The sequence below is a fragment of the Neobacillus sp. SAB-20_R2A genome, from assembly GCF_049568635.1.
Taxonomy (GTDB): Bacteria; Bacillota; Bacilli; order Bacillales; family Cytobacillaceae; genus Neobacillus; species Neobacillus citreus.
Genome location: NZ_CP145895.1, coordinates 3,212,513 through 3,231,410, shown reverse-complemented (window position 1 = coordinate 3,231,410; position 18,898 = coordinate 3,212,513). Strand labels below are relative to the sequence as shown.

Genomic DNA, 18,898 nt, shown 5'->3' with positions numbered 1-18,898 from the left:
TATATCTTATTTCGATATAATAATTAATTTCGAAGCTCTTTTAAAGCAGAGGAGCTTGAAATTACTCCAATTGTTTTAAATGGGGGGTGGAGGCTCCCGTTAGGATTGGATAGAATCATAGTACTTAAAAGTTAGGAAACAATAAAGTTGAAATGTGGCTGGTAACTAAAAAGGGGCATAAAGTTGCTTTCTGGAATAGTAAAAAAGCTTCATGAAAGTATTAGAAAATAGAGAAAAGGTACCAAAATGTGGAATATGGTGATAGAATACTTCAAGTTATTCCTCACACATGGTAGAATGTTGAGAGTCTCAGTTTTGGGAGAGTGGTTATTTTGAAAAATTTTCTAGACGACTCACGTGCAACGCACAGAGCAAAGAAGAAAAAAATCAATATCATTTTAAACGGATCAATTGTAATTGTCCTTATACTTATTGCATTTGTATCTTATTCGATTTTTTCGGGAGGAGATGACAAGGCAGCATCTCAAAAAAGTGTTCCAGCTTCAGCCGAAAAAAAATCTGTTCAGAATAATATAGAGAAGGATAAGCCAGCTGAGAAAGAGAGTTCATCAAGTGATCAAACAAATGACGAATCATCGTCTGAAGATCAAACTCAAAGTGATCAAACGAATAGCGATCCAGCAGCAGGCGATGCATCCTCATCGTCTTCGGATAGCTCACAGGTAAATTCAACAACATCACCTGCACCGGAAACACCGGCACAAACGGATCAGCAGCATGTTACAAACTATGATTCAAGTTCTCAAGATTGGCAGCAGATGCTGCAGGCAATCTCTTCTGCTACTGGAATCGATCAAAGTAATATGACGGTATGGTTTTTAGGGAGCGACAAAAGCAACCCTGGTGGCTCAGTCGGGACGGTATCAGCAAAGGCGCAAGGTTCGCCCAAATATCGTGTGTATCTCCAATGGACTGGCTCAGGCTATCAAGCAACAAAAGTTGAACCAGCTTCATAAAAAGGAAAAAGGATGTACCAAAGAATGTCCTAAGGCTGTCTAGAAACATTAGATAGCCTTTTGTTTTGCTTTGAAAGAAAGTTGATATTTTATAACCATATAGAATCAACTGACCTAATTTCTATTGGATGGAATTATTAATAGAAGAATATAAGGTGAGAGGATTGAAAAATACTTAAAATTTATTGCCGAAAATGCAATAAGTCTAAAGGATATTTACGGAAAATTCAGAATATAATATACAAAAGGATATAAGAAGGGGTATATTTGAGACGAATAGCTGATTTAATGTGGGAAGGTTTTACTTTAAAACAGATTTTTCATAAAAAAATAGTTATACCGTATCTTCTGTTTTTATGTTTTCTTATTTTATTTGAAGTATATTTGATTATTTTTCTGTTTACATCACTTCAATTAGTTGCCCCAATTGGTTATAAGGCTACTTTCTTTTTTTACGGTATTGTTTTATTTTTAATTTTCCTCTTTGGTTATTCAATAATGGTACTTATTGAAACAGTTAAGGGAATTAGGAGAAAAAAAGGTTTGCTTATATAACCAACCAATAAAGAGGTTGGTTTTTTTGTTTTACGGCTAATAACCGAACAAGGCTTTTCGAATCAGACAGATTTCGAAAAGGGATAATTAGAAAGGTTAAACTAACGGACAAAGGAATGGATTTAATGATAAGCTGAAGCTAAAATATTATTATATAGAGTGAAGAAAGTAGGAAAAATGAAAATGTATAGAATTGGCGTAGTTGGCCCCAGTTCGTCCGTACAGCGAATTCTCAACGTGGCGACTGAAATGGAAAAAGAAATGGAATTTATCCCTTTCACCTATACAGAGGCGAAGGAAGTGGAAAAAATCATTACAGAACATGATAAACAAGTTGATTTTTGGCTTTTTTCAGGATATATCCCATACAGGGTTGCTACAAAAACAATATCATTGGACGAAAAGTCTGTTTATATATACTCAACGGAATCCAGTACCTATAAAAGTTTCATGGAACTGGTTTATTCTCAAGGGAGATTACTAGATCGAGTCAGCATCGATATATTTGCTCCCACGAATGTAGCCGAAGGAGAAAGTGTGAAGCAGTTACAAAAGACGATAACTGATCTTTACTTGAAAACGTTTGACGTTGACATTGATACCGAGGAATTGTTTCAATTCCATTATGATTTATGGGAACAAAAGAAAACTGATGGTGCTTTGACATGTTACCCCACTGTTCATGAGGCTTTAAGTAAAGCTGGTGTCCCGGCAAACGTAATGTCACCAACTCAAATTGAAATTTTTCAAACCATGAGGATTTTTTTCGAGAAGATCAAGACTTCATACTATAAAGATACTCAAATTGGTGTTGTAAAAATCGAGGTAGAAGATTTCGACTCTATTAAAGAGAAAATGGAGAAAACCTATCAAGTCCAATATTTAGAGCTAAGGATGAAGGAGACACTAATCCAGCTTTGTGAAAAAATAGACGGTTCTCTCTTTGAGGAAGGAAATGGACGGTATACCATTTTTAGTTCTCGGGGTGCAATTGAAAGGGAGATTCAGGCATTAAAGGAAAAGACCCAATTCTTGTCTCTTGAAGCTAATACAGCTGTTTCCGTTGGGATTGGATTTGGTAAGACGGTATTAACGGCAGAAATACATGCCCACCGTGCACTTCAACAGTCTAAGAAAAAAGTGGAACATGGGATTGTTATTATTCAAGATGATGGAATGGTCGTTGAGTCAGCAGGTCAGGAGGAGGAACTGACTTATTCTTACCGTACGGATGATAAAGATTTATTGGAGAAATTAAAGAACGGAAACATCAGTGTCAAAACTTTCAAGAAAATAGACGCTTTGATTAAAAAAATGAGTTGGAGTGATTTTACGACGAAGGAATTAGCTGCAAATCTCCAAATGGGTGAAAGAAATGCTCAGCGGATTGTGGCTGAACTGTGTGACATAGGCTTGGCCGAGTGTATTGGTGAAGAGTCGCAACATAATCGAGGAAGGCCAATTAAAATTTACCGGTTGAAATAAGCATTCCAATAAGGATGCTTATTTTTTTGTCTTGGAATAAAAAAACTATTGAAGGAAACGAAATTTTCTCATAAAATAAATATAACGAAATTTTCGTTATATTGTCGTAAATAGAAAACAACTGTTTCTCTTCTGTTGGTAAAAGGAGGAAATAACAGGGAGCAGCAAGTCCCATTTATTACTTTTAGGTTGGATTTAAAAATGAAAACGCTACTAAAATTTGGTATTTCAAAAAAAAATTTTAGCTATTTCCCATTTTGGAATGGAAAGTGCGTTTCATTAACAGCTACAAAAAATATTTGCATTTTAAACAGGAGGAATTGGAAATATGATATCAAAACGCACAAGAAATTGGATTCTAGCGTTACTTTTCCTGGGGTGGTCATTAGGTAATATAGATCGATATATCATGAATTTTGCTGTATTGTCCATTACGGAAGACTTACATTTGAGTGCATCCTCTACCGGACTCTTACTAAGCAGTTTTTTTGCCGGATATGCGATTATGCAAATGCCCGGGGGATGGCTGGCAGACCGATTCGGACCTAGAAAAGTTCTCCTTGTCGCAGTAATCATGTGGTCGATCTTTACAGGATTGACTGGTGCTGCTTGGTCCCTTGCCTCTATGGTTATGATCCGCTTTCTATTTGGTATTGGAGAGGGTGGTTTTCAGCCTTCCGCTTCCAAAATCATATCACTAACGTTTCCTAAAGAGGAACGTGCTCGCGCCATGTCGGTGATGCTGTCATCAAGCGGGATTATGACTCTTATTATCCCGATCGCATCTGCGGCGCTGCTTACAACGATCGGCTGGCGAACCACATTTGTCATCATGGGAATCTCCGGTGTTATTATCACAGTTCTTTATTGGTACTTCATTAAACTTCCAAAAAGCAATTTGGGAGATCACGCGACTCAAACTGTTGCATCGAATCAAAAGGGAATTTTCCGTTCGTTGTTTAAAATGCCTATGATATGGAGTTTAGTTATTGCTTATTTCTGTATTTATGCCGTTAACTGGGGACTGGCGACATGGATCCCAACCTATCTAGTGAAAACACGCGGTCTTGATTTAATTTCCCTTGGCTGGGTTCAGACGATTCCTGGTATAACGATGCTAGCTGGGATCTTTTTTGGTGGGTATATCATCGATAAGCTGCCAGCGGGACGAGAAAGATTGGCAGGAGGCCTTTCTTGTGCCGTTATTGGCATATTGCTGTACTTAATGTTTACTGCTACAAGTGTTACCTCTTTTATCACGTATCAAACGATTGTTAACCTATTTATTGCCTTTGTCATTATTCTATTACCAGCTATCATACTTAAACAATTGCCGTCCTCTGTCACTGGTACGGCGATGGGAATTGCCAATACTGGCGGACAATTGGCCGGCTTTATTACTCCGATGGCGATAGGATTTATCGTCGATGCATTTCATGGTTCCTTTAATGCTGCTTTTTGGATGTTAATTCTTTTCGCCATTATCTGTATTGGAGCGATATTAAGTATAAATGGTAAAAAAGCAGATCTCCTCCAGCCAAACGAAGAAGCTACAGCCTAAATGCATTAACTGGAAAAATTTTGAGGGAGGTTTTGTAAATGAATTTGCACGAACATATTTCTGAACTAATCGAAAAAAAGAGAGATAAAATGATTGAGCTAAGTGATCAAATTTGGAGCTGCCCGGAAATCTATTTTGAAGAACATCAATCTTCCAAATATATTTGTCAAGCATTGGAAGAGGAAGGGTTTCAGGTTGAAAGAGAGGTTGCCGGACTGCAAACCGGGTTTATTGGAAGCTATGGAACTGGTAAACCCATCATAGCTATTTTAGGAGAATTCGATGCTTTATCAGGTCTGAGCCAGCAAAAAGGCCTTGCCGAGCATGCCCCGTTGGTTTCAGGCGGCCATGGGCATGGATGCGGCCATAACTTGCTGGGAACCGGTTCATTTGCTGCTGCAGTTGCCGTTAAAGAATATATGGAGCAAACAGGTTTGAAGGGGACGGTCCGTTATTATGGTTGTCCGGCTGAAGAGGCGGGCTCTGGTAAAGCGTTTATGGCACGTGCGGGATTGTTTGATGATGTTGACCTAGCGCTTTCCTGGCATCCGTCGTCCGTAGCTGGTATATGGAATGTTAGCACCCTAGCAAACTACTCTGCGACGTTTAAGTTTAATGGAAAGAGTGCGCATGCTGCAGCTGCCCCTCACCTTGGCCGAAGTGCATTAGATGCGGTGGAATTGATGAACATCGGAGTCAATTATTTAAGAGAGCATATGATTCCGGAAGCGAGAGTGCATTATGCGATTACAGATACAGGCGGAACTTCTCCAAATGTCGTTCAACCACATGCTGAAGTTGTTTATTTTATCCGTGCCCCGAAAAAGCAGCAAGTAATCGATTTATACGAACGTGTATGCAATATTGCAAAAGGTGCGGCTTTAATGACTGGTACAACGATGGAAGTGGAGTTTGAAGGGACTGCATCAGATTTAATTCCAAATACAACCTTAGCAGAGATTATGTACAAAAATTTAATGGCTGTCGGTGTTCCTTCTTATGATGAATTTGACCGGAAGTTCGCTAAAGAAATCCATGCGACTCTTTCTCCGGAAGACATTCGTGCTGATCTAGCTGGATTAGATAAAGAAACAGCAAAGAAATTAAAAGATAAAGAGATTGCAGATCTCATCCCACCTCTTGGCGATGAGGCTGCCTTATCGGGGTCGACAGATGTTGGTGATGTTAGTTGGGTTGTTCCAACGATGCAATGTTTGACAACCTGTTTCGCACTTGGAACGCCGCTTCATACTTGGCAAGTAGTGTCCCAAGGCGCAATGCCTATCGGCCACAAAGGCATGCTTCAAGCGGGAAAAGTGATTGCATGCACAGCCATCGAAGCTATGCAGAATCAAGATATTATTGATCAGGCTAAAGCAGAATGGAAAGAACGCTTGGAAGGGGAACCATATGTTTCTCTCATTCCTGAAAATGTGGTACGGCCTCAAAAGGCAGTCTGTGTACAAAAGTAAGGTTATAAAAATATGTTCAACTAACAATAAGTGGGGGATGAAAACAACCCCCGCTTATTGTGGTTGCCCTTAATTTCGCATCTAAAGAAAGGAAAGATGGACCATGGCTGTTGCAATTCCGTATGATCAAGATAAACCATTTGAAATACAAAGGAATATGGTCAATTTAGATAAATGGGTTGAGGACTTTCGTTCCTATGCCAATGGTGGTCGATGTGCTTCTTATATTCCTGCCTTAGACAAGGTGAATCCATTTCAATTAGGAATTGTGATGGCAGGACCGGATGGAATGGTCTTAAAGTCCGGAGAGTGTGAAGCCACTTTTACCTTACAAAGTATTTCGAAGGTTATTAGCTTTATTGCTGCCTGTTTAGACTTCGGTACTAAATATGTCCTAGATAGAGTAGATGTAGAACCAACTGGAGATGCGTTTAATTCGATTATTCGGTTGGAAGTTCACAAGCCGGGAAGACCTTTTAATCCTATGATTAATGCGGGTGCGCTTACTGTAGCTTCTTTGCTTGGAGGAAGATCACCACTTGAAAAAGTCGAATCGTTTTTGACATTATTTGAGAAGATGGTAGGAAAACGCCCGTCCATCAATGAGGAAGTATTTCAGTCGGAATGGCAAACGGCTCATCGTAATCGAGCCTTGGCTTATTACTTGAAAGAGACAGGATTTTTAGAATCAACTGTTGAGGAAGCTTTAGAGGTCTATTTAAAGCAGTGTTCTGTGGAGGTAAATACCCAGGATATAGCTATGATTGGTTTAGTTCTTGCTTACGATGGATTCCATCCAATTCGACGGGAACAGATTTTTCCAAAAGAAGTTGCCAAATTAACAAAAGCATTGATGGTTACCTGCGGAATGTATAACGCTTCTGGTAAATTTGCAGCTCATATCGGTTTACCCGCCAAGAGCGGAGTTTCAGGAGGTATCATGGTTGCCGTTCCGGCCCATGCCAGTACTCAGAAGTCTCCTTTTCCGGATGGATTTGGTATTGGAATATATGGTCCAGCAATAGATGAATGTGGAAATAGCGTTGCAGGGAAGATGTTGTTAAAGCACATAGCAAGAGAATGGGATTTAAGTATTTTTTGATGCTATCATGCACTCTAAACTAGGGCTTTATATCCAGGATATGTTGCAAAACTTGGATATAAGCCTTTTTTGTTCTATTTACTGTTTCTCCTTTTTTAAAAAAAGAAATGCTAAGGAGACGAGACAAACGCAACGGAGGAAATCCCTTATGAGTCATTCCAGAAAATTATCCTTTGAGGAGAAAGTAGAAGCCGTTCATTTATGCACGTACGGTCTGTGAGAGGCGCATGAAATTCTTCATGCGCCTACTCTATTTCGCTAGGATTCTTTAATAAAAGTTTGAAGAATTTTGATTGGTCTAATATTAAATAAATTTAGTAATTTTGTAGAAAAGTTTTCAGTGAAAAGTCACTTTAAAATATTGACTTTTCAGAATATTATAATTAAAATTGAAAATTGAGTGAGGCTTAAAAAAATGAACGTTCATTTAAAACTACAACCCCTATAACCTCTTAACATTTCAAATTTCCCATCTTCAGATAAGCAAAAACATATTTCGACCGGCAATTTATCTAATTGAATAGGAGGGAATCATTTAATACCCTTACATAACCTAAATTTTAAAAAGTGGGGAGTGATCGTGTATCTGCATTAAGTGCGGTATTTTTTGCTGTCTCTTTTTGTAACGAAAAAACCACTGAGCTAAGGATGGGTAAACAAGGATTTAGATGGACTTTGATGCGAAATTTGTTTTAGAAAAACGATTGGCAAATGATAGGGCATTAGAAAACAGATTAATATGGAAATGACCATAATCTATTAAATTAATACTGGTTATAAATGAGGGGGCAATTATGAGAGTTGGACATTTAAGGAGGTGGGAGCGGGAGTTTCAATCTAGCGGAATATATCTTTTATGTTTATCTAAAATCTTTGTAAAATAGCAGTCCTAAAAATGTGCAAAGGAGAATCACTAATGGCTAACCATCAATTTAGTATCGGCGTCGATATTGGAGGAACATTTACCGATTTAGTTGTTGTGAACGAAGAGGGGAAAGTTTTTCGATCAAAAGCATTTACCACACCGGACGATTACCCTGAAGGAATCATTCATGCATTAGAACGCATATGCAATGAAGAATTGCACATAAGTGTTTCCGAGCTCCTCCGGAAAACGAAAGTGTTTGTGAATGGGACGACCATTGTGACAAATGCGCTTGCCGAATTAAAGGGCATGAAGGTAGGCCTGCTTACGACACAAGGATTTAAAGATACATTGCGCATCGCCCGTTCTGCACGGACGAATGAATTCGATTTACAAACACAAGTGCCTCCTCCAGAGCTTGTTCAACGAGATTGTATTGCGGAGGTTTGGGAGAGGGTTGATTACTCCGGTAAAGCGGTTGTTCCATTAAACGAGGAACAGGCACGGCAGCAAATCCGTTATTTGGTTGAGGAAAAAGGCGTTGAAGCAATTGCGGTTTGTTTCTTATGGTCTTTCCGCAATCCAGGTCATGAACAACGGGTGAAATCAATCATTCATGAGATGTACCCGGATTTATTTGTTTCAGTTTCTTCAGATATTTACCCTGTGTCCCGGGAATATGAACGAATGGTAACCACTACTTTGAATGCGTTTACATCAAGAGGGGCCCGTGAATATCTGACAAGCTTAGAAAAACGGCTAGCAGAAAGGGGATTGAGAGTTCCTGTAGGAATGATTCAATCTACCGGAGGAATTACCACAACAAGCGAAGCCAGTGAAAAGCCTATCAGCCTATTAAATTCCGGCCCTGTTGGCGGAGTGGTTGCAGCCAACAGTCTTGGAAAAGCACTTCAATTGAAAAACATCATTACGGCCGATATGGGCGGCACAAGCTTTGATACTTCGGTTATTGTAAACAATGAAATCACCCATATTCACCGTGCCCGTGTCAATCGTCTTGATACAGGCCTATCGCTTGTTGATATCAATGCGATCGGGGCTGGCGGGGGAAGCGTTGCTTGGCTGAATGAGCAGGGACTCCCGCAAGTTGGGCCAAAGAGTGCAGGCTCACAACCGGGACCAGCGTGTTATAACCGCGGCGGAACAGAACCAACTGTTACGGATATTGCCGTTGCCCTCAATTTTATTGACCCCGACTATTTCCTTGGCGGGTCCGTTAAATTAAATAAAGAGGCAGCCATTAAAGCGATTGATGAAAAAATCGCCCGGCCGCTTGCTATTCCAACCGTAGAAGCTGCAGCGGGTCTATTTGATCTAGTCATCGCGAACATGAGCAATGCGGTTCGAGCCGTTTCCATTGAAAAAGGTCATGACCCTCGTGAATTTACGATGATTTCTTACGGTGGGGCATCGGCCTTGTATATTGCAGCTATTGCTCAGGAGCTTGGCATCAAAAATGTGATCATCCCAAATAATGCATCGGTTTTCTCGGCATACGGTTTACTCTGGTCTGATTATAGCAGAAGCTACGTCCAAACCGTGAATTGGAATTTGGCAAATGGTGATGTCAATGCATTGAACGATAAATTAGCTGAATTAACCGCCCTTGCCCAGAAGGATTTGGCGGATAATGGTTTTAATGAAAATGATATCAGGATTGTTTGGGAAGGCGACTTTAAATTTGGAACTCAAGCCTTTGAGTTGACGATTCCGCTTCCAAAACGGTCCTTGACCGAAGACGATCGCGCTGTATTGGCAAAAGCCTTCTCCGAAGAATACGAAAGATTGTACGGTACTGGAACATCATGGGATGGGGCCGATCACTTAACGATTCTATTAAATGTTAGGGTTACCGGAATCGGAACCATTCAAAAGCCATCGTTACAAACCTTTAGCCGAAGCCATTCCATCGCAGGTTCTGCCAAGACAGCCGAAAGGGAAGTTTACTTGCCTCAGGAACGGCAGACAAAAGTAGTTTCCATCTATAAGGCTGAACTTTTAAATACTGGAATGGAGGTCAATGGCCCCGCCGTCATTGAAGCAAAAGATACCACCATTTATATACCTGAGGATGCCTACATCAGGGTGGATCAATATGGCAACTATTGTCTGACACTTGAAACTGTGGAGAACGAACAAAAAACGTTAGTTACCGAAGGTCAAGGAGGCAAATAATATGGCAATGGAAAAAGTCCAACCACAAAAAGAGTTTGATGCATTTACCGCCCAGGTGATTCAATCACGGTTGAAAAGTGTTGTGGAAGAGATGGCTACCACACTATTGCGGACTTCCGGCTCTCCAGTCTTAACGGAGGCGCAGGATTTTTCCACAGCTGTCTTTGATGTGAATGGTGAACATATTGCTTTTTCCGGTTACGTAGTAGCCCATATTGGTTCTTCGTTAATTGGCGTACAAGCCGTCTTAAGGGAATATGAGCTCGAGGATATTCATCCGGGGGACGCCTTTATTTGTAATGATGTTTACTCCGCAGGGGCCATTCATCAAGGGGATGTTGGGATTATCTCACCGATTTTTTATCAGGATGAATTGGTCGGATGGTCATTTTCTAACGCTCACGTTCTCGATGTTGGCGGAATGTCGCCAGGTGGCTGGGCGCCCGCAGCTTATGATGTATATAGTGAAGCGATTAGCTTCCCTGCTGTTCGGATTATGGAAAGAGGAAGAATGAATCGGGATATCCAAAGGATCCTGATGAACAATGTTCGCCTTCCAATCCCTGTCATTAATGATGTGAAAAGTTTAATCGCCGCTAATATTACCGCCGAACGAAGGGTTAATGCGCTGATCGATAAATACGGTTTAGAGGATTACAAGCGGTATTGTGAAATTAACAAGGATTTAGCCGAACAAACGATTCGCAAACGCATCCGGGATATTCCAAATGGAGTTTATCACACAAAAGAATGGGTGGAGTACGATGGCCATGGAGCGGATAATCTCTATCCGGTGGAATGTAAATTAACAGTGGAAGAAGATCACCTCCATGTTGATTTAAGTGGATCCTCCCCACAGGCAGATGGGTTTATCAATGCGGGACCAGGTGCTATTTATGGAGGTTTGTATGGCGTCATTGCGATGACCATTGGCTGTGATATTCCGGTCAATGCAGGAATGCTGCGACCGCTCACAATTGAACTCGGACCGCCTGGAACGATTGTAAACCCTGTGATCCCGGCTCCTGTTTCGTGCGGGCACATGGAAACAACAGGAAAAGCGGGTAAAGCTTTTTACGAGGGAATTTTTAAAGCGTTGCAGCTCAGCGAAAATCCTTGGCTGAGGAACCGGGTTGCTGCGATTGGTCACAACAATTGGCCGGGGAATTCTTGGGTCGGGTTGGATCAATATGGCCAGTATACAGCGTTTCCTGCATTTGATTGCGGTTCTGGCGGTGTGGGTGCCCAGGCTACCTGCGATGGACTGGATATTGGCGCATTTGAAATGCAGCAGAATAATGGAATTCCTGATGTGGAAACAAATGAAGGGCTGTACCCGATGTTTTATTTTTACCGAAAAATTAACGTGAATTCCGGAGGTCCCGGATATCATCGCGGCGGTCAGGGAATGGATTATGCCTGGATGCCGTACAACAATCAAGGATTACTCGGTACCATTGAAAACGCCTGTGCCGAAATGCCTGCACATGGCACTCTGGGCGGATACCCGGGTGGAACGAGTTCTTTTAATAAGATTGATGAATTTGATATCAACCAGTTCATTGCCGAACATGGACGTCTGCCAATTCCTAATGAGCTTACCAATTATACGACCCTTCCCAACCATATTGCCGGAATGCCTCTTGGTCCAAAGGCAGTGTTTAAGCAAGTGACAGGCGGCGGGGCCGGAATCGGAGATCCGTTATTGCGTCCAATTGAAAAGGTGGAAAAAGATTTACAGGATGGATATATTACCCCTGATCTGGCTGAAAAAGCGTATGGAGTAATCTGGAATGCATCTGAACGAAGAGTTGACTTAGAGGCAAGCCATGAAAAACGCCGCTCCATTCGTCGTGACCGGATCGGCCGGAATCCTGAAGTTGAGGTCTCTGAACAGGAGAAATTAAAGGTTCCGTTAAAATTTGTCAATAAAGCAGGCAAAAAATTAGTTTCTTGTAACTTCTGCGATCATGAACTGTCCGAAAGCAATATGAACTGGAAGGAAGGAGCCGTACAGCGAAAAGCTGATTTAGTGGAAACGATGTCTGAACTGGGGATTTATGTCCAGCCCCGGGAATCTGGGAAGGCTGAACTACACGAAGCAATTTGTCCTTCCTGCGGCACCTTACTGCAATCAGACGTGTTAACGGAAGATGTTAAAGAATTTAACGATTATGTCCTCACAAACTAATCATTAGATAGTCACGACAAACTGAGTTCAGCTTACTGGACTCAGTTTGTCGTTATTTCCTAAATCAATAATTATATTATGTTAATTTAATGAGGAATATCTTTTCCTAAATCGATGATATAAGGAAGTAAATATGCCCCCTTTCTTAATTAGTAAGCATGGTCTTTTCTTTTATCCCTAAACCAAATATTTGCTAATCATGAAGTATTTGCTATAATACTAGTTGAGTAATTTGCTTGACCAATTGAATCTGACATAGCTAGTAGGTGCCTTATCATTGGATAAGGTTAAAAGGGAAGCCGGTGTGAATCCGGCGCGGTCCCGCCACTGTTATTCGGGGATAACCTCGCAATACCACTGTTCCAGTTAAGGAATGGGAAGGAGAGGAAGTCATGTTACCCGTAAGCCAGGAAACCTGCCTATTAAGCTTGCCAACGAAATCCTTCGCGGAAAAGGATCGGCATAATCAGTATAAATATGTTTATTTTTTCTGATTTTCGCGCGCCCTGTTTCCGAATGGAAGCAGGGCTTTTTCGTTGTTATGGGAAAGACTTCAAGATATCAAGCTCATCTCGAACTATAAACGAAGGGAAGAGAATGGAGCAATGAAAAAGTTTTTGGCATTAATTTTGACTGTAGTAATGATGGTGACGATCAGCGCATGTGGGACAGCAAATGAATCTTCAGGTGCAGATAAAAACCGAAAATCCGAAACAGCAACGAAGGAGGTAACAGACAAAGCAACCGTTTACCCGCTTACAGTAAAGGATGCAACGGGTACTGAATTAACTTTTGATAAGGCCCCGGAACGTATTGTTTCCACCTCTCCATCAGAAACGGAAATTCTTTTCGCTCTAGGCCTAGGCGATAAAATTTACGGTGTATCTGATTATGATGATTACCCTAAAGAAGCAGCGGCAAAGCCAAAAGTAGGCGGGGTGACAAAGCCAAATGAGGAAGCCATTATGGCGGCTAATCCGGATTTAGTGATTGGCGGCATTTCAATGAAGGATGATATTGCAGAGAAATTTCGTGGTCTAGACCTTAAGGTATATAAAACTGAGCCGAAAAAGATTGAGGATATTTTAAATAATATTATCCAAATTGGCATCATTACAGATACTCAGGAAAAAGCAGAAAAACTCGTGGCTCAAATGAAGGAAGATATTCGCACAGTAACACAAGCTGCTGCAACCATTAAGGAAGAAGATAAGAAAAAAGTCTATATTGAATTTTCTCCAGGCTGGACGGTTGGCAAGGGTGAATTTATGGATGAACTGATTACGATGGCGGGCGGTGTTAATATTGCCTCAGATATGAAAGGCTGGAACGCCATCAATGAAGAGAAGATCATCCAGGATAACCCGGATGTCATTCTGTATTCCGCAAATGTTGTTGATGATAAGTCTGGCAAACCGCTAGAGGAATTAATTAAATCTAGAAGCGGCTGGGATAAGATTACAGCTATTAAAGAAGGTCGACTGACGGGGATCGAAGGAAATATTATGTCGAGACCTGGACCAAGAATAACAGATGCACTGAAGCAAATTGCCGAAGCCATTTATCCGGAATCGTTTAAGAAATGAAAAGAAGATTAGCAATATGGGGGGGAGCGGGTTTCGTTCTCCTTCTTTTCTCAGGGGTAATTAGTTTATCGCTTGGTTCTGCTAATCTGCCGCTTTCGCAAGTTTGGGGAATTCTCTTACACCAGCTGCCTTTTTTAGATAGTTTCATAGATTCCAACTGGCCTGAATCAGCTGAGCAAATCATTTTAAAAGTTCGTTTGCCACGGGTTTTTCTTGCCATTCTTGTTGGAGCGTGCTTATCACTTGCTGGTGCTGGCTTTCAAGGAGTGTTACGCAACCCGTTAGCAGACCCGTATACATTAGGGGTAGCATCTGGGTCAGCGGTAGGTGCTGCTTTCATCATTTTATTCGGGTTTCATACTAGTTTATTTGGTATTTGGACGATACCATTGGTTGCATTTGTGACAGGGCTGATTAGTTTGCTTGTTGTACTCCGTTTAGCAAATGTACATGGAAAGTTTAAACTAGAAACAATCATTTTATCTGGGGTTGTCGTTTCTGCTTTTCTGGGGTCACTTGTTTCCTTTATGGTGTCACTGTCCGATCAGGTGGTGAATGAAATCGTTTTTTGGCTGATGGGAAGTTTAGCCCTAAGAGGTTGGTCATTTACGTTTGTGCTCTTGCCATATTTAGCATTTGGAATCGTGGTGTTGCTGTCGTATGGACGTTCACTAAATTTATTTGCATTAGGAGAGCGGCAGGCAGCACATTTGGGTGTCAACATTAAACGGACACGGCTCGTTGTGTTGGTCGTTTCCACCTTAATCACTTCTGCTGCAGTGTCAATCGTAGGAACGATTGGTTTTGTCGGACTTGTCGTCCCACACCTAGTGAGGCTTATCGTTGGGCCGGATTACCGATTATTACTGCCATTGTCAGTGATATTTGGTGCCATATATGTCCTTTGGGCAGATACGATTGCCCGTACATTACTTAGCCCAACGGAGATTCCGCTCGGGGTTGTGACCGCATTTCTTGGCGCTCCATTCTTTGCGTACTTGCTTCGTAGAAACAAGCAAATGACAGGGGGAAGTTGATGGATGTTAATTGAAGTGGAAAGCTTAAGCAAACGGTTTGATAACCAGTCTGTGCTTGATGAAATTAGTTTTTCTGTCAAACGTGGAGAATGCTTGGGGATCATTGGACCAAACGGAAGCGGCAAGTCTACATTGCTAAAGCTATTGTCGGGAGTCGATAGCGCGACGACCGGAAAAATTGAATTAAATGGGAAACTGATTGAACAATATACCCGTAAGGAACTAGCTAAATGGTTGGCAGTATTGCAGCAGGAATCTCTACCTCCAATTGGATTTACGGTAAGAGAGGTTATCGAAATGGGGAGGTTTCCTTTTCAAAATTGGCTCGGAGATGAAAAAACAGAGATTGAACCACTAATCGATTCCATTATAGAGAAAATGGGTTTATCTGAGTTAAGTGATCGCCTGCTTGAAAGCCTAAGTGGAGGGGAGCGGCAGCGTGTAGCTCTTGGAAAGACGATGGCACAGCAGCCGAAGCTTCTAATGCTTGATGAACCGACCACCTATCTCGATATTGGTCATCAAGTACTTTTGATGGATCGGATTCGAGAATGGCAGCAAGAAGATGATATGACCGTAATCGCGGTTCTGCATGATTTAAATATAGCTGCCCTGTACTGTGATCGTTTGCTGCTGTTACATAATGGGAGAATAGTAGCGGCTGGAGCGCCGAAGCATATCATTCGAGCAGATTTGATCCAACAAGTTTACGGTACTACACCCATTGTAATGGAACACCCTGTTTATGGAGTCCCACAAATTATCCTTCAAGGAGAAAGAATAGTGGAGCGTACAGTTCCTATGAGGAGAGGTAAAGAAGGAATCAGTAGAAAGCGGAGGAATAGCTATGTCCATCAATAGAATAGTAGTTGCAGGTACGGGTAGTGGTGTTGGCAAAACAACACTGACAATTGGTTTAATGGCAGCGTTAAGAAAGCGTGGTTTAACAGTTCAAGGCTTTAAATGCGGTCCTGACTATATTGACCCTTCTTATCATACATCTGTCACCAAACGAGTTTCTCGTAATTTAGACAGTTGGATGCTTACACATGATCGAGTGTTGGATATTTTCACACATGGAAGTCGTGAAGCAGATATTTCGATTATAGAAGGAGTGATGGGATTTTTTGATGGGAAAAGTCCGGAAACGAATGAAGGCAGTACGGCAGAGATCAGTATCATAACCAAAAGTCCTGTATTGCTCGTTGTCAATTGTGAAAGCATGGCCCGAAGTGCAGCAGCGATTGTGAAGGGGTTTCAAATGTTTGCGGAGGGTCACAATATTGTAGCAGTCATCGCCAACAAAGTTGGGAGCGAAGGGCATTTTCAGCTTGTCAAAAAAGCGATTGAACAGGAATGTCATGTTCCTGTGATCGGCTATTTGAAACGAGAGCTAAATATTGAAATCCCAGAAAGACATCTTGGACTTATTCCTTCCATTGAAAGAGGAGAACTTACTCCATTTTTCGATCAATTAGGAGACTTAGTTTTAGAGACGATTGATATGGACAAGCTGCTTGAATTAGCTGCAGCTGAACCGCTAACCGTACGTGAAACATCCTCCATGTTTGAAAAGAAGAAAGAAAAGATCATGAAAATGGCCGTTGCAAAAGATGAAGCCTTTAATTTCTATTATCCTGAGAATCTAGAAATGTTGGAAGCGAATGGTGTAGAAATTGTTTGTTTTTCTCCTTTGGCTAATGAAGAACTGCCAAAAGATGTGGATGGCCTTTATATAGGAGGAGGCTTCCCGGAGGAATTCGCTCATGTCCTTGAATGTAATGAAAAGACAAAGGATTCTATCAAAAATGAAATTGAAGCTGGATTACCTACTCTTGCTGAATGCGGCGGGTTCATGTATTTAACCGAGTCAATCGAAACCACGGAAAAGAAGAAGTATCAAATGATTGGGGTAATCCCAGGCAAGGTACAAATGAAAACATCTTTGCAAGCTTTGGGGTACAGAGAGATTAGTGGTCTGAATGACAATTTTATTATAAAAAATCAAAAAGCAAGAGGGCATGAATTTCATTATTCCTCCTTTTTGCCTAACGAAGAGAAGCTCCCACATGCCTATGAAACGAAAGGGATGCGGGGTGTAAGCAAGGAAGGATATCTACAACACAACTTAGTAGCTGGCTACACCCATTTTCACTTTGGCTCCAATCCAGCGCTGGTTGAGAATTGGATTGAAAAATGTTTAGAGTTTAAAGCTAGTAAGGGGAGAATAGGATGAAGCAACTTTTCGAAGCGATTCCAAAAGTGAACAAGGAAATGGGAAGACAGGTTAGTGACTATATTAATACGTTGACAAAGCCAATCGGAAGCCTTGGGAGGCTGGAGGAATTGGCGATTGAACTAGCAGAAATGAAAAATGAAGCATTTCCAAGTGTAACACCGCCTGGAGTCCTCGTTTTTGCAGCGGATCATGGAATTACCAACGAAGGTGTTTCGGCCTATCCGCAAGCCGTGACAGAGCAAATGGTGCGGAACTTTTTAAACGGTGGTGCAGCGATCAATGTGTTTAGTAGACAAATAGGGGCCTTACTTGAGGTAATCGACATTGGAGTAGCAAACGATATTGAACATGAGAGTCTAATAAATAAAAAGATTCGTTATGGTACTGCGAATTTTTATCGTGAGGATGCGATGAGCCGAGCAGAAGCTGAACAAGCGATTGAAGTAGGTTACCAGCAGGGCTTACAAATCATCAAAAAAGGGGCACAATGTCTCATACTCGGCGAGATGGGGATTGGAAATACGTCTTCAAGCAGTGCCATCTTAGCTGTTCTAAGCGGTAAAGATATTTCTTTACTAGTAGGTAAAGGGACTGGGATTTCAGATGAAACATTATTACATAAAGTCGAAATTATTAAACAGGCACTTGAAAAAAGGAACCCTAATCCAAAAGATCCGATCGATCTCATTGCTAAAGTGGGAGGACTAGAGATAGCAGGAATAGCAGGTGCAATGCTTGCTGCGGCGAGCAAGAGAGTACCGATTCTTGTAGATGGATTTATTTGTACCGTTGCAGCTTTAGTTGCAAAATCAATCTCTCATGGTGTTGATGACTATATGATTGTAACGCATCAATCCATTGAACCTGGTCATCAGATCGCACTTTCATTACTGGGGAAGAAGCCGATTATTGATTTAGGACTAAGACTTGGAGAAGGAACAGGAGCAGCCATTTCCCATTCAATTATCCAATCGGCTGCATTAATGTTAAAAGAAATGGCAACCTTTCACTCAGCAGGAATTTCAAAGAATGACGAATGAAAACTTCACAAAACTAGGAGGCCCAACATGGATCAAGTTAACAAAATGAAACAAGGCTTAACACTTGTGTACACAGGTCACGGTAAAGGAAAAACGACAGCAGCTATAGGTTTAACCGTACGAGCAGTTGGTAGAGGGTTAAAAGTAAAGATTTATCAATTTATTAAATCACCAGAGCGTTCGTACGGGGAACAAATTGCCTTAGGTAAGATTGGGGTTGAGATGGAACAGCTAGGAAGAGGATTCACATGGACAAAAACCCCTGAGGAGCACAGAGAAGCGTTAAGGATTGGATGGCTAAAGGCAAAGGAAACAGTAATGAGCGGAGAATATGATTTAGTGATTTTAGATGAAATAAACAATGCGTTAGCCATTGACACATTTCCTATTGAAGATGTTTTACCACTAAATGAAGTGATGGATCTAATAAAAAATAGACCGTCCCATGTTCATCTCGTTTTGACAGGAAGAGATGCCAAGCGGGAAATTAGAGAGATCGCGGATCTAGTATCTGTTATTGAAGTGGAAAAGCATTACTACGATGAGGGTATACCAGCTGTAAAAGGAATTGAATTTTAAGGGCAATACCTAA

General features: G+C 41.3%; 14 protein-coding genes and 1 riboswitch. All 14 genes read left to right on the top strand.

All coding sequences use genetic code 11. The features are described 5' to 3' along the window. Positions 1-332: 332 nt before the first annotated feature. The 14 genes from V5M37_RS15745 to V5M37_RS15680 all read left to right on the top strand — a co-directional run bounded on the left by V5M37_RS15745 (position 333) and on the right by V5M37_RS15680 (position 18,885). The gene (locus V5M37_RS15745) at positions 333-977 is read left to right on the top strand and encodes a DUF1510 family protein (protein ID WP_423798123.1); all 645 of its coding nucleotides are present in this window, start codon (positions 333-335) and stop codon (positions 975-977) included. A gap of 267 nt (positions 978-1,244) precedes the next feature. Continuing rightward, a complete protein-coding gene (locus V5M37_RS15740; protein WP_423798122.1) occupies positions 1,245-1,532 on the top strand; it encodes a hypothetical protein in 288 nt (95 codons plus the stop codon). Between the two features lie 183 nt (positions 1,533-1,715). Continuing rightward, entirely contained in the window at positions 1,716-3,017 is a 1,302-nt protein-coding gene (locus V5M37_RS15735) for a hypothetical protein (protein WP_423802633.1), read from the top strand. Between the two features lie 328 nt (positions 3,018-3,345). Then, on the top strand, positions 3,346-4,578 hold the full coding sequence (locus tag V5M37_RS15730; protein ID WP_423798121.1) for an MFS transporter: 1,233 nt from the start codon (positions 3,346-3,348) through the stop codon (positions 4,576-4,578). Between the two features lie 38 nt (positions 4,579-4,616). Beyond that, positions 4,617-6,050, top strand: coding sequence for a M20 family metallopeptidase (locus V5M37_RS15725; protein ID WP_423798120.1), 1,434 nt, complete (start codon positions 4,617-4,619; stop codon positions 6,048-6,050). Positions 6,051-6,207: 157 nt separating this feature from the next. Beyond that, entirely contained in the window at positions 6,208-7,152 is a 945-nt protein-coding gene (locus V5M37_RS15720; protein ID WP_423802632.1) for a glutaminase, read from the top strand. A gap of 916 nt (positions 7,153-8,068) precedes the next feature. Continuing rightward, positions 8,069-10,213: a hydantoinase/oxoprolinase family protein gene (locus V5M37_RS15715; protein ID WP_423798119.1), complete on the top strand. Its 2,145-nt coding sequence runs from the start codon at positions 8,069-8,071 to the stop codon at positions 10,211-10,213. Position 10,214: 1 nt separating this feature from the next. Continuing rightward, positions 10,215-12,404 (top strand): hydantoinase B/oxoprolinase family protein, encoded by a 2,190-nt coding sequence (locus V5M37_RS15710; RefSeq protein ID WP_423798118.1) that lies wholly within the window; start codon positions 10,215-10,217, stop codon positions 12,402-12,404. A 247-nt stretch (positions 12,405-12,651) separates the two neighbouring features. Continuing rightward, positions 12,652-12,841, top strand: a riboswitch (cobalamin riboswitch). Positions 12,842-13,009: 168 nt separating this feature from the next. Next, complete coding sequence (locus V5M37_RS15705) at positions 13,010-13,990, top strand: helical backbone metal receptor (protein ID WP_423802631.1); 981 nt, start codon at positions 13,010-13,012, stop codon at positions 13,988-13,990. Next, entirely contained in the window at positions 13,987-15,027 is a 1,041-nt protein-coding gene (locus tag V5M37_RS15700; protein WP_423798117.1) for a FecCD family ABC transporter permease, read from the top strand. The genes V5M37_RS15705 and V5M37_RS15700 overlap by 4 nt, the downstream gene beginning before the upstream one ends. Before the next feature lie 3 nt (positions 15,028-15,030). Then, entirely contained in the window at positions 15,031-15,888 is an 858-nt protein-coding gene (locus V5M37_RS15695; RefSeq protein ID WP_423798116.1) for a heme ABC transporter ATP-binding protein, read from the top strand. Beyond that, complete coding sequence (locus V5M37_RS15690) at positions 15,875-17,263, top strand: cobyrinate a,c-diamide synthase (RefSeq protein ID WP_423798115.1); 1,389 nt, start codon at positions 15,875-15,877, stop codon at positions 17,261-17,263. The genes V5M37_RS15695 and V5M37_RS15690 overlap by 14 nt, the downstream gene beginning before the upstream one ends. Further along, positions 17,260-18,306, top strand: coding sequence for a nicotinate-nucleotide--dimethylbenzimidazole phosphoribosyltransferase (gene cobT, locus V5M37_RS15685; RefSeq protein WP_423798114.1), 1,047 nt, complete (start codon positions 17,260-17,262; stop codon positions 18,304-18,306). The genes V5M37_RS15690 and cobT overlap by 4 nt, the downstream gene beginning before the upstream one ends. A gap of 27 nt (positions 18,307-18,333) precedes the next feature. Beyond that, positions 18,334-18,885, top strand: coding sequence for a cob(I)yrinic acid a,c-diamide adenosyltransferase (locus V5M37_RS15680; protein WP_423798113.1), 552 nt, complete (start codon positions 18,334-18,336; stop codon positions 18,883-18,885). Positions 18,886-18,898: the final 13 nt, after the last annotated feature.

Coding starts and splice junctions, on each gene's coding strand:
- V5M37_RS15735 (WP_423802633.1), top strand. CDS start 1,716: ATGTATAGAATTGGCGTAGTTGGCCCCAGTTCGTCCGTACAGCGAATT.
- V5M37_RS15730 (WP_423798121.1), top strand. CDS start 3,346: ATGATATCAAAACGCACAAGAAATTGGATTCTAGCGTTACTTTTCCTG.
- V5M37_RS15725 (WP_423798120.1), top strand. CDS start 4,617: ATGAATTTGCACGAACATATTTCTGAACTAATCGAAAAAAAGAGAGAT.
- V5M37_RS15720 (WP_423802632.1), top strand. CDS start 6,208: ATGGTCAATTTAGATAAATGGGTTGAGGACTTTCGTTCCTATGCCAAT.
- V5M37_RS15715 (WP_423798119.1), top strand. CDS start 8,069: ATGGCTAACCATCAATTTAGTATCGGCGTCGATATTGGAGGAACATTT.
- V5M37_RS15710 (WP_423798118.1), top strand. CDS start 10,215: ATGGCAATGGAAAAAGTCCAACCACAAAAAGAGTTTGATGCATTTACC.
- V5M37_RS15705 (WP_423802631.1), top strand. CDS start 13,010: ATGAAAAAGTTTTTGGCATTAATTTTGACTGTAGTAATGATGGTGACG.
- V5M37_RS15700 (WP_423798117.1), top strand. CDS start 13,987: ATGAAAAGAAGATTAGCAATATGGGGGGGAGCGGGTTTCGTTCTCCTT.
- V5M37_RS15695 (WP_423798116.1), top strand. CDS start 15,031: ATGTTAATTGAAGTGGAAAGCTTAAGCAAACGGTTTGATAACCAGTCT.
- V5M37_RS15690 (WP_423798115.1), top strand. CDS start 15,875: ATGTCCATCAATAGAATAGTAGTTGCAGGTACGGGTAGTGGTGTTGGC.
- cobT (WP_423798114.1), top strand. CDS start 17,260: ATGAAGCAACTTTTCGAAGCGATTCCAAAAGTGAACAAGGAAATGGGA.
- V5M37_RS15680 (WP_423798113.1), top strand. CDS start 18,334: ATGGATCAAGTTAACAAAATGAAACAAGGCTTAACACTTGTGTACACA.